The 11,749-nt window shown below is 66.0% G+C and carries 7 protein-coding genes and 2 pseudogenes; 1 reads left to right on the top strand and 8 read right to left on the bottom strand.

What is annotated here, in order from left to right; all coding sequences use genetic code 11:
* Nucleotides 1–749 precede the first annotated feature (749 nt).
* The 8 genes and pseudogenes from MB84_RS31225 to MB84_RS25860 all read right to left on the bottom strand — a co-directional run.
* Nucleotides 750–1,025: pseudogene (locus MB84_RS31225) on the bottom strand (hypothetical protein); the annotation flags it as partial.
* A 227-nt stretch (nt 1,026–1,252) separates the two neighbouring features.
* The gene (locus tag MB84_RS25835) at nt 1,253–2,578 is read right to left on the bottom strand and encodes a hypothetical protein (RefSeq protein WP_157123014.1); all 1,326 of its coding nucleotides are present in this window, start codon (nt 2,576–2,578) and stop codon (nt 1,253–1,255) included.
* A 322-nt stretch (nt 2,579–2,900) separates the two neighbouring features.
* Nucleotides 2,901–3,798 (bottom strand): annotated as a pseudogene (locus tag MB84_RS31230) (IS3 family transposase); the annotation flags it as partial.
* 301 nt (nt 3,799–4,099) lie between these two features.
* Nucleotides 4,100–6,118: a hypothetical protein gene (locus tag MB84_RS25845; protein WP_052654583.1), complete on the bottom strand. Its 2,019-nt coding sequence runs from the start codon at nt 6,116–6,118 to the stop codon at nt 4,100–4,102.
* Nucleotides 6,119–6,539: 421 nt separating this feature from the next.
* Complete coding sequence (locus MB84_RS25850) at nt 6,540–7,856, bottom strand: type II toxin-antitoxin system HipA family toxin (protein WP_052654585.1); 1,317 nt, start codon at nt 7,854–7,856, stop codon at nt 6,540–6,542.
* Between the two features lie 7 nt (nt 7,857–7,863).
* Nucleotides 7,864–8,256 (bottom strand): helix-turn-helix transcriptional regulator, encoded by a 393-nt coding sequence (locus MB84_RS25855; RefSeq protein WP_065225880.1) that lies wholly within the window; start codon nt 8,254–8,256, stop codon nt 7,864–7,866.
* A 246-nt stretch (nt 8,257–8,502) separates the two neighbouring features.
* On the bottom strand, nt 8,503–8,679 hold the full coding sequence (locus MB84_RS29370) for a hypothetical protein (protein ID WP_342672668.1): 177 nt from the start codon (nt 8,677–8,679) through the stop codon (nt 8,503–8,505).
* Nucleotides 8,680–9,345: 666 nt separating this feature from the next.
* The gene (locus MB84_RS25860; protein ID WP_052654587.1) at nt 9,346–9,798 is read right to left on the bottom strand and encodes a hypothetical protein; all 453 of its coding nucleotides are present in this window, start codon (nt 9,796–9,798) and stop codon (nt 9,346–9,348) included.
* A 1,427-nt stretch (nt 9,799–11,225) separates the two neighbouring features.
* On the opposite strand from MB84_RS25860, the gene MB84_RS29375 reads away from it, so the two are divergent.
* A complete protein-coding gene (locus tag MB84_RS29375) occupies nt 11,226–11,486 on the top strand; it encodes a DUF551 domain-containing protein (protein WP_084010120.1) in 261 nt (86 codons plus the stop codon).
* Nucleotides 11,487–11,749 lie beyond the last annotated feature (263 nt).

The raw sequence follows: 11,749 nt of genomic DNA on the forward strand, positions 1-11,749 counted from the left end.
CCCTCCCGGCTGGATGACACGTGCGGGAGGTATTTCAACAGCCTGCTAGACCGCACGGCGCATTCCGGACGAACGTGACCGGCCGTTTCGGGAGCATGACCGATCGGGCCGCAAGACGGGGTTGGCGTCGCGCATGCCATTGACGACGCGTGCTTTGCCCGCAATTCCCGTCTACAGGACACACCGCATACCGTTTGGGTGAAGCGTCCCGCGCACCGCGGCACTGCAAATCGAAGGGGCGCGGCATTGGCATGTCGCCGGGCCGCACGGGCGTATGACGCGGTGCAGACCGAGTTGCAGGGGCGCCGGCGGAGCGGCAACGCTCCGCCGGCCGCGTGTATTGGGTGCCCCGTCGATGTGGTGACGCCCTGCGCGATGCCGCCAGTCATTTAACAGCGCGGTGCAGCACCGGCGCGGGCGGCGGGGCCGGACAGGGCCAGATGGTGGCGGCCGGCCGCCAAGGGCCGTGTTCGGCACGTGCCGACGGCACCCTCCGCGCGCCTTCCATCGGCGCCGGCCTGCGCGTGACGTGGCCCCTGCCCGGCCCCCCGAGGCGCGGGGGTGTTTGCGCAGGCAACGCATGACAGTGCCGAGCGGGGCACGCCCGGCGTCCCTTGGGGGCAAGCCTTGGCCCGGTGCGAATCATGTGCGAATCATGTGTCGGGCCTTGATGCCGCCGAGGACGAGGCGGGCAAAACCGCAAATTCGAAAACCCGCTCTCGGCCTCACGCGCCGTTCGATCACGCGTCAGTCGGCTCGGCGAGCGGCTCATCGGCCCGCCGTAGCGAGCGTAACGTATCGGGCATGGAGCGTGCGGCGCCGGCGTCCCGGGCCACGGCCGGTGGCGGAGCGCCGAGGGTGGCGGGCTGCGCGATCGAGGGCGACGGCATGGCGGTGGCCTTGGCCGACGTCGACGCCGATGACGACATCGACGGCGTCATGAAGGAGAAACGAAGCGTTTTGCATGGCCGTTTGCCCAAGAAGTGAGCCGGCCCGCAAAAAACCCTGGCGGCAAGTCTCGGCATCCCCGTGACGGACGGCGTCGGAAAAACCCGTGCCAACCCCCTGTGGGCGATCGCCAGCCACCCACCGGAGCCGGTGACACCCGCCCGGTTCACGACTACGACCGGGGGCGAGAATCATACCGGGCCCGGCCGGCCAAATCCTCGATTACCGAGGAACCACCCTGGTAACGGGGCGCATAAGCGCCCGCCACGCGTGGCGGCGGGCAAGGTCACCGGGTCGCCGCGGGTCAGGGCGCTTGCAACGAGAGCCGCAGGGCCTCGTGGTGCGCCTGAGCGGTGGCGGCCGCCTCGGCGTACCGAGGCGCGTTGAAGGGGTCTTCGCTCGCCGTGGCCAATTCGCTGCGGGCCAGCGCGTAGAACGCCAAAGCGCTCCGGGCCTCCGCGTCGGCCTGCTCGGGCCGCCCCGCGCCCCGATGCTCTGCCACGGCGGCCTCGCAGCGCTGTCCGATGGCCAAGTAGCACAGGCCGGCACCGCCGTGATCGCCTCCCATCGTGAAGAGCTCGGCGGCCGTCTCGTAGTCGCACACCTTCATCAAGCTATGCCCGGCGGCCGGGTAGTTGTGCGTCATCCAATGGACGCGCGCGGCATACTGGGAGGCACGCTCGGCCCTCAGGGCGGCGTCCTCGGCCAGCGCGAGCTGATCGGCCTGATAATGCACGTTTGCGATGCCGGTCCAGATGTCGGCGATCTCGTCGAGGAGGGTTGCGGCCTGGGGGCACAGCCCCAAATCCACGAAGGCCGAGGCGGCGACTGTGCCAACGGCGATGGCAAACTCGGGCAGCTCCAACTCCCGGTAGAGGGCGGTCGCCACCGCCAAATCGCAGGTGGCCCGCGTCACGGCGTCCTGGAAAGCCGCCGCGTCGCTCGGTTGGGGCGGCACGCGTGCGGTGAGGGCGAGCGCATACGCGAGCTCAAGCTTGCTGGCCGCAATGAATCCGGCGACGGCGGCCACACGGTTATCGGCCTGCGCGTGTGCGTCGCCGGCGTAGCGATGGAGGTGGGCCACCCACGTTTCCTTACCCGGCACATGCGCGAAGCGCTTCGCGGCGGCCTCGAAGCAGATGGCGGCCTGTGCGTGCTCGCCGCGCGCCAGGCAGGCCTTCGCGTCTTGGTACCACACCTCGCCGTCCAGATACCACCGGTCCTCTTCCTTAAGGTGCGTGGCAAACGCATCGGGGGGCGCGGTGGGGTCGAGGCTTCGCCGCAGCGCCTCCGCGCCGGTGGGCGAAAGATGGCGCGCCAGCCTCATCAGCACGGTCTCGCGCGGCTCCAACGCCGTGCCAAGCGGGTGCCCGTTATCAAGGTGCGCGTGGAGCATGAGCTCGACAAGGCCGATGAGGTCCCCCTCGGGGTCCGTGCCGTCAAAGTTCGCGTCGCGCAAGTGACGCAGCGCGGGCACCCGGAGGAGCGCCTCACGCGTCTCGTTCAGCGCCTGGACGTCCTGCAGGTCGGGGGGGATGACCGGCATCGCGTCGGGGTCGACGGCGGGGGCGTTGATGGGCATAAGCTGGTCAACCGGCGCGGTGCCGGTATTGGCGACCTTCTTCAACATAAGGAGCTCCTCGAGCAGGCCTCGGCGACGGCCGGGGCCGGGCGGCATGAGGCCGCCCACAAAAGCGTTAGCGTAGGAGGGGGCGCCGGGGGCGAAACTCAGGTGGACACCTGAAGTCATGACCGGTGCGCCGCTTCACCCCGCGTGCTCGAAGGCCGGGAGGCGATTCGACATCGGGAAGTCCAGTGGCAAGCGATGCCGACGCCACGTGGATGACCGACGTAAAAGCGAATGCAAATGCATCAGGTCGTGCGCGGACCGCAGGTCACCACCGGGCTCGATTTCTTTGGTCAGAGGGCGCCCGAACCCGCGCCACCGGCGTACGAGGCGCAGCGCGCGATGTTTGCACCCGGCGATCGCTATAGGATCGGTGGTTGTCCTCGAAGATCTCTGCGACGGTACGACGGACTTCTGCACATATGTCGGCACCCGTATGCGCGACCGACGGTGGAAATAGGCGCTGCGCGCCAGGTCCGACCGCGCAAGCGGCTCAACCAAACCGTATTCGTCACTCGGGGCGTCAACCAGCGTCGTCTTCTCCCGGTTGCTCAGGAGTGGCAGGTCGACGCCCGGGTCTTTTTTACGCGTTCATTCGCTTTCTTCAGCAGGTCGTGTTCAAGCTGCAGATGGCGGATATCGCGCCGGAGCCCTTCGACCTGTCGCGCCGATTTGTCCCGGTCCGTCTGTGCAGGTGTTCGCTTGTCGCGTTTCATGGATGCGTGGGACCTCTGGTCAGAGTCACCGGTTCTTCCGGTTGTACAGCGTCACCCTGTCGACCTCCGGCTTTCACGCCCCCGCCTGCGCACTTGCTTCACGTGTGCGGCGCTCGTACACGGCGGCCTGTCCGGCCCGCCAATGTCGCGGCCGGTCGACCCGCCTTGTCAAGCACGCCTCACCCGGTTTCCGGATAACGCTCGTGAAGCCACGCCGTCAGTATCCGGCGACACGGACAGCCCAATGCCCTGAGCGTGACGGCGAAGCGGCGCCCGTGGTTGACGTAGGGCTCAAGTGCTCGAGTGCCACGTGCTTCCGGTCTTCCGGATATTTCGGCTTTGCGCGAACATACGCCTGGCCCCAATCGCCCCTCGTCTCCAATTCGTCCCCCCCGCCTTGAGAGCATGCTTCATCGGGTCACCCAACGGGCGGAGGGTCGCCTTAATGCGCTTGCCGTGTTTCAGCCACAACGCGTCCGCCCGAACGCGCGCTTCGTAGGAATACATGGACCACTTCCCGGTAGTCCGAGATTTTGGACGTATTCCCCCGGGTCGACGTTTGGGGAAAACCAACACGACATTTCATCCGGTGTGCTTGCACCGATCCACACGACACCGGATGCATTCGTGCCCACGTCAGCCGGAACCCCCGGACTTTTCCGTCACACCGGCGCCGCGCGGCCATTGCCCAAGTCGGTGGGAAAAAGGAATTAACCGGGCGCTCGGACATCAAGCGCGAGACCGGCCACCGATACGCGCGGCTGATCGCCAATGCGATCATTTACTACGGCTCGGCCAAGCCACGGGTTCACCCGGCAGTCTGGCGTGCGAGGACGTGTGAGCCTGAGGGGCCGTAGATCTCCGTCAGCGCCTCAGGCGTTAGGAAAACCTGCGCCGGCGCAGGCCCCGCCCGGCGGTTGGAGACGACACGGACCTCGGGCGGCGGCACGGGTTCATCCGGATGCTCTTGTGCAAAGCCGTGTTGGTATTGCGGGTCGAGGCTGTCCACCCACAACTCAAGATTGAGGCGATGCAGTAAAGCGATGGTTTGCTCATAGGGGGCGTGGTCCAGCAAACCGCTCAGTTCGCCCTGTACCTCGACAGGAATCTCGGGGGCCGGCTCAGCGAGCCCCGCCGGCAAACCGCGTACCTTACCCGTCAAATAACCGACTACCCGCTCAGTCCAGAGGGGGGTGTCATCTGGCTCAACCGCAAGCACGCGAGGCAGAAAACCGCGCAGATTCGTACAGTTCGCGAGCAACTTGCGGGCGGAGGGCGTCAGGGCACCGTACCACCGGTCGAACGCCGCAATGTGCGGGTCAGGAGAACGCTGAGAAAGCTCGCCACGCGCCTTCACGTCGGCCGCCGAGAAGAAACCGCTCTCGTCGCCGGGCGCAAACGAGGAGCTGACATCGATGTCGGGCAGCGCCGGGACACCGTCCCCCCACTCGGGTGCGGCCGGGAAACCGCCCTCGACGTCGGACGCCGACGAGAAACGGCTCTCGTCGCCGGGCGCAGACCCGGAGCTGTCAACGTCGCGGGGCAGCGCCGGGACATCGCCCCCCGCCTCAGGTGCGGCCACGTCGGGCGCGGCCGGGCCATGGGCGGCTCTCTCCGCCGGCTTGGGTTCCGCTGTGGCCAGCAGACACCGCATGCTCCCCGTGGGGACAACCAGCCACTGCTGCCTGAACGTAACCGCCCGATGGGGGCCCGGCCGCGCCCCGGTCGCGCTCAAGCGGAGCTGCTCGTCAGAGAGCTTGCTCTCACTGGTGATCGCCACCACGATGTCAGGCCCGTTGCGCATAATCGAGAAGTGGTGCCTGCACGCCCAGTTACTGACGGTGCGATCGAAGCCCGGATCCCTGGCGGCGGCCAGGTCCATCCATGCTTGCGCCGCGGTGTCGGCCTGCATCAGAAAAGCCACCGCGCTCGCCTGGTGAAACGTGATCTCCCCTGCCCTTAACGCGCCGACAAAGCCGAGTAGAATCTGCTCATTGGCACGGCTATCAATGCGTGTGGCCCCGACGTTCTCGGACCTGACCGAGCCCCCGACGCCAAGATCGACCTCGTAAATGCATTGGCCCGCGGCGGGGGACTCGAATTCAAGGTTACTCCGCCAATCCCCAAAGCGCAGCGCGCCCAGTTCGTCAACCCCCACGTCAACCGTATACGGCTCCTCGACGACGAGAGCGGCTTTGTCCACCCACGCCACGACCTCCCTGAGCTTGATCCCCCGGTCTGTGAAGTGACATGTCGTTGTGGCCCACCGCGTAAGGGCATGGTGCGGGGGGGCATCGTGCGGGAGAGCATCATGCGGGGGGGCATCGTGCGGGGGGGCATCGTGCGTGGGGGCAACGTTATCCGTCAAACCGAGACGCTTGGCTTCTTCGAAAGGCAGCGCCGCGGCGCTCACGCGCAGCTCGACGCACAGGCTCGTGTTGATGCTCAAGATGTATTCGTGGGTCGTCGCGTCGTACCGTTCGCCAAACACCGCGTCTCGCGTGGCCGGCGTCGCCATCGCCCTCAGCGCGAAGTAATTCTCCGCCATCGTCGCGTCGTCCTTGGCGCGCATCGCGGCCCCCAAATACGCGTTGGCCTCGGCACGTCGGGTGCCGCAGAAACAGTCTCGAATGGCGTCCCAAATTACATCGATCAAACGGTCGAAGCATCCTGGCTCGGCCTTCAGGGCCCTTTGCATGTCGCGAACGGTCAACTCGAACGTTTTGGTGCCTTTTTCGGTGACGGTCTGAAGGATGAGCGGTGCGGGCGCGACGAGGTTGGCGTGATTGGCCGGCGCTCCGACGCGGAGGCGTGTTTCGATGGTCATGGTAGGGGCGCCTGATGATCGTGATGACAGGTACGGGCGCTGACGAAGGCGGGGCGCAGGCCGCGTTGATTCACGCGATGCACAGGCCGGCGTGCTCGCCGACGACGCGGCCCGACGCCCGGCCGCACGGCGGCGGCGTCGTACGCCGGACTCGACAAAACGCGGCCCTGCGGCAGGGACGCACGGTCAGCGACCTCCGGGGCTATCGTAGACCTCGACCCGGCCACCGGCATCAGGTGAACACCTGAAGTCGGGGCGATGCCGCCGGGGGCCGGGACTATCGCGCGAAGGCATTCCCTTCGGGTCTCATGAGATTGAGTTTGCGCGCGTCAGCGCTGCGCCGACGTGATTGATTTTGGACTTTTGCGCGAAAGCCGCACCGTGACGTCCTCGGTATTGAAGCCGCTTTGGGCGACCTGACCTAGGTGAGCAACAGGTGCTGCTTTTGGATCTTTGTCATTTCTTCGGCGGGGACACCGGCGAGGCGTCCCCACTCCTCCCAGCGCATGATCGCCGCTCGGGCTTGTTGGATGACCTCGCTTGCCGTCCCAACGCCGAAACGATCAGCCTCTGCGAGAAGATCCGCTTCGGTGAAATCCTTGAATTTGCCGTTCACAGACATCAGGTGCTGATTCGTCCATTCACCTTCGGGGTTATGCGCGAACGTTACGTCGTACGCCGGGGCCAGTTCCCACGTGGTCGTGCCGTGCTTCAAGCGGAATGAGAAGTTCTTCGTGTGATCGTCGCAATTGCGGCCCATGACATTAAAGACCATCCGACGGAAGGCTTCTTCGAGCGCCTCGTAGGGCAGGTCGAGTTGACGGATCACGGTGAACAGTTGGGCATAGGCGTTCGTGCCTTTCTTCTTGTAGTCAAGGTGGTCCATGGCGCACAGCGTTTGCATGTGGTGACGCATGCCGGCACCTTCACGGTCGAAGCGCTTCGTCATGAAGTGGGCGCGGCCGTTCTCCTTGAGCAAGTCACAATCCGACATCTCTATGCCGGCGGCGCGAGCCATTAAGTGATAGGCATACTCGATGCGCCCATAGGCCTGCGACTCGCCGAGCTCGTGGTCCTTGCCCATCCCGTCGAACTTGAGGAGCCAGTGCTCGAACCCCTCCGGGGCGTCCAATTGCCCCGACCGGATCTCCTGCGTTGCCCGGTTAAGGGCGATCACGGCTTTGGCTCGCGCTCCACCGGCTGAAGTGCCGACGTCAATGATGCTGCGCAGCGCGGCGCCGGTGTGGTCCTCGTCATCCACGACGCCCTGAACGGCGTGTCGAGCCTGTTCCACCAAGGCACCCAGCGCAATCGCCGTCGGCTTATGTTTGGTTGGCCCACGCCGCGGCTTGAATGTCAGCGCCCCCATTGCGCGATTGCCCATGTACGCCAGCCTGTCCAAGGGCGTGACAGCCTTGGCCGGGATACCTTGCTCGGCCATGTAGCGGTTGATCAAGGCGTTGCCGAAATCGTCGGGCAATGCGTCGCCGAGCATTGCCGGCAAGCGCTTGAAGGTGGGTTCCGGAAGGTCAGTAAATATGTACGGTTCCTCGGAGAGCGGCATATGCAGCGGTGAGGGTTCGATGCCTTGCTTGAGAAAGGCCGGGGCATACCCGAACACGTAGTACCCATACCGGGGATCCAGGGCAACGGAGCCAATTTGCGTCTCCCAGAGGTAGGCGTCCACCTTTTCGACATGAGAGAAACGCCGCTTTTTAGGGGTTGGGGTGGTCGCCATCGTGTCCTTATTGATCGCGCTCGTCGTTTCGCTTGCGTGGCCGGGTCGGCCCGGACGCCGTCAGTGATTGTGCCGACGGAAGGCGCTGTGCCGCGCTGCGCTTTGTCGCCGGGCTCGATGCCCGCAGACGCGTTGCCGCGCGCGTTGTAAAGGTTGCCGGATTAATCGTGGGTACGGGCGCCACTGTTTGGAGCCAAGATTCGCGGCCGAGCGCCCGAATAACGCTCAAGAGCGTCTTAAGGGTGGACCCCTCTCCGCTTTCCAGGTTGCGTAACGCCCGCACGCTCACGCCGGCGCGTGCCGCCAACGTCTGCTGATCCAGATTCTTGTTCAGGCGTAACCGTTTGAGCTTGCCGCCTAACTCCCACTCCATTTCTTCGACCGTTTGCGCGATGGCCATATCACCCCCTCATAACCGCCCGATTTTTGCCGATTGAATTGAAAAAACCGTGCAACTGTCCTAAATCTGCCTTTTATGATAGGCCTCCTTAGCAAGGAATTCAATGCATCATTACCGGCGATTACTTGCCGATAATTCATGAATATCGATTCAACCGGCGTAAAACAGCCTGTTATGATTGTGCATATACCCTTGGACTGGCGCCCATCTCCCCCCGTCGCCCGCGGCAGATCCCGCGCGCGTCGGTCATCCCGGCGCCGCCGCGGTCACGGCGAATGCCATGCCGCGCGCGCAACGAACCGTGTCGCGCAGGTATCGGTGGATCGTCGCGATGCGCGCGTGCCCCGTCAGGTCGCGCAGCACCGAGAGATCCGCCTGATCGTGCAGGCGTCCGGCCGTGCGCGTGCCTAATGTGTGACGCATCCAATGGGGCGTCGCTTCGCGCGGTCGTGCGGCGTCGGCGGATGCTCGTGGGCGCGAGGTCGTCGGCCGCCTCCGCGAAATATCCTCCAAGTTCAACCCACGCTTGGGTCATCACCGCCAAGTCGTCGTACGGCATGCCGCGGTATCGCGCGCAGAACAGCCTTTAGCCCACGCTCGCGCGCGAGCGGCCCACGGGGCTTTCGCGATCCCGCGCGCACACAAACCTTGCGGTCATGCTGCGGGCCTCTCCGACAGCACTTCGCACGCCAACGCCCGGGGCAGCGCCCAAGGCGCCACCGCGCGGCGCTCGCGATGCGCTTGGCCCGGTAACGTCCGGGCGTCCGGGCGCTTGGCCCGCGGCGTGCACTCCCCGACGGGGCCTAAGCGCCGTCCCATGCGTTTTGAGACGCCGGGGCCGCCTGCCGCGGCCCCGACGAGCCTCCCCATGAGCCTCCCCATGTCGCCCCCCGTCACGCCTCGCTCGGCCTTCGCGCCGATCTCGCGGGCCCGGCGAATCGGCGGCGTAGCGGCGCATGCCCCGAACCATCACCGCCAACCGGTAGGGCATGCGCTTCGGGACCGGGGCCATGGCGCGGGCAACGGTAGCCTCGAGGGGTTGGCGGCGCATCGCATCGACGGGGCGCCGGGCGCTCAACACCCGGGCATCTAGCGAGCCCCGCCGATTGCGCCGGAGCGCTTCGGGGCGGCGGGCAGGTCGCTCATCAGGGCGCTCACACTCTGCCTGATCACCTTGTTGCGCGTTTCGTCGACGTCGCGCGCCGACGCGCCCTTGGGCTGAATCGCCGCCGTGTTAAAGAGCACCGGCGGCACGAGCGTCCCCGTGCGGCCGGCCGCATCGATCTTCGGGGAAAGTCCGGAAGTGGCGGTGCATACGATGTCGCCCCGGGCCGTGACCGGCGTGCAGTGATAAATCAGGACGATCTCGTACCGCTTCGCTGGAAAGCGCTTCACGTACTCGGGCGTGATGAGGTCGCTCACCAGTGCCGACATATCCACCGGCTTGCCATCGCCAAAGTACGTGAGCGTGAAATCACCGGCGGCGCGGACCCCGAACGTGGTGAAGACCAGTGCCAACAACAGCGAGAGTTTCGCTTTCATGCGAGGTTGCCCGTAAATTTGAAAGTTGCCGATATCGTCGCCACTCGCAAGAGCGGCGACCCCAACCGCGTACACTGAAGCCTGTGCATCGCCCCATCATGCAATGGCGCGGTGCGCGCCGCAACCCCCGCATGCCGTGGCGCCGGATTCGCCGCAGGCAGCGCTGTTTTCTCGCAGGCGCCTTCGCAGGGGGCCGTTCGGCGGATGCCGGATCCGCGAAGGGCATGATCGCCGACCCAGGCCACAGGCCCGTCGGCGCGCGTGCAGGGGCAGGGTCAGCCGGGGGGGAGGGGACGCTACCGTTGAACGGGGTATGCCGCACGGCGCGGGCGGCATCCATGCATGACGGAAGCGCCGCGGACTTTGACGAAATCCCGTCTTGTCCGTCAAGCGGTCGCGACGGAGTTCGCCCGGTCAGGCTGTCGTGTTTTCAGAACGCCGAAACACCGATGCCCACGCTCACCTGGCGCAGCGGAGCGCCGCGCGGGACAGGGTGGGCTTGCCGGCCGCCGCCGCCCCCCCGGGCGACGATGGCCGCGCGCGGCGGTGCCGCACTGCGGACCCGCGCCGCTTCGCACCGATGTTCCCCCGGGGCGTTTATCGACCACGCGACTTCGCGCTCCCGTTTGTTCCCGGCGGCCGCCGGGCGCGGCCGCCGCCGGCGCGGCGTGACTCGCAAAAGCGGGCGTTCTCACCGGGCGCCGTGCCACCGCCCGTTCGCAGGCATTGGCGTTCGCCACCCTTGCAGGGTGCCGGGGGCATGGGCAAAACCTCGCGCACCCGGGGTGGAGGGAAAATCCGTGAGCGCCTCCGGCGTCCGGGCGGGTACCGATATGGCGCTCGCGCGCGTGACGATCCGCGACGAACACCGGCGCAAAAACGCCGTTCGCCCGGGAAAGCGAATTCGTCGAGCGCCCCGCATCGGGACCGCGCGACGATGGACCGCGCGACGATGGGCCGGGCGCCTAATCGTTGTCGGCAACCGCATGGCGTGCACGCGGTAAGATGCGTAGGTCGCTTCACCCGCTCCGGCGCCCCGCGGTTTCAGTCGTGCGATGCCGTGTCCGGATTGACCGGGCCACCGCCGCACAAGCCCCGCTCACGCTCATCCGACACAGCCCGTCACGTTCGCCGCAATACGCCGCCGAACCGATTGAACCCCTGAACCCCGACAGACCTTGGTCAGATCAAACCGACCGTTCTCCTCGTTAAATTCAAGCTTCGGTGCGCACCCCGTTTCACCGGGCAGCGACTTCATGGCGAGCGTCGCGGGCAAAGTCTGAGCGGCGAGAGGGCGAGGGCGTCAGTCCCCTCGCGTCCCGCCCCTGCCGTCGCAATGATCTTCCCTTATCTGACACGCGGCATGCTAGGATCACCCGAAGCATTACGACATGTAGTGAACTTTCCTTGCTCCTAGAGGTTGCCTCATGACCTGCAAAGGTTGGATTTCGGTTGCTGAACACTTGCCAGAACTTTCGCCGACCACAGCACGGGTGACCGCACTGGTGATCGTCAACGACTCGACGCTATTGGCGGACGGCGAACCCGGGTTTGTTGACATTGCGACCTACTGGCGTGACAAATCCGTTTGGACGATCACCTGCAGAAGCGTTGACAGGACTGTCTCGGACCGGCCCGTTCGGGTGACCCATTGGATGCTGTTACCCGATCCGCCAAACCCGGATTGAGCGCCCCGCGTTGACGAGTGCAGCGCGTGACGCCCGGTGGCACGCCAATGCGCCCGTATGAGGTGACACCCACGACCTCATCCGGCGTGGCAAACCGAACCGCCCCGGATTTTGTGGAAGCCCCGACGCGTGAGAGAAGGGCGCCATGAACAAGAAGGTCACCCGGTTTTCCCCGGACGTCCGAGCGCGCGTCGCGAACCAGCGTCGAGGGGGACGGCAGTCGAATCGAGAGCGCCGATGACAGGCGGCACACCGCGCACTGC

This window comes from Pandoraea oxalativorans (genome assembly GCF_000972785.3).
In the GTDB taxonomy this organism is placed as follows: domain Bacteria; phylum Pseudomonadota; class Gammaproteobacteria; order Burkholderiales; family Burkholderiaceae; genus Pandoraea; species Pandoraea oxalativorans.

Coding starts and splice junctions, on each gene's coding strand:
- MB84_RS25835 (WP_157123014.1), bottom strand. CDS start 2,578: ATGTTGAAGAAGGTCGCCAATACCGGCACCGCGCCGGTTGACCAGCTT.
- MB84_RS25845 (WP_052654583.1), bottom strand. CDS start 6,118: ATGACCATCGAAACACGCCTCCGCGTCGGAGCGCCGGCCAATCACGCC.
- MB84_RS25850 (WP_052654585.1), bottom strand. CDS start 7,856: ATGGCGACCACCCCAACCCCTAAAAAGCGGCGTTTCTCTCATGTCGAA.
- MB84_RS25855 (WP_065225880.1), bottom strand. CDS start 8,256: ATGGCCATCGCGCAAACGGTCGAAGAAATGGAGTGGGAGTTAGGCGGC.
- MB84_RS29370 (WP_342672668.1), bottom strand. CDS start 8,679: ATGCGTCACACATTAGGCACGCGCACGGCCGGACGCCTGCACGATCAG.
- MB84_RS25860 (WP_052654587.1), bottom strand. CDS start 9,798: ATGAAAGCGAAACTCTCGCTGTTGTTGGCACTGGTCTTCACCACGTTC.
- MB84_RS29375 (WP_084010120.1), top strand. CDS start 11,226: ATGACCTGCAAAGGTTGGATTTCGGTTGCTGAACACTTGCCAGAACTT.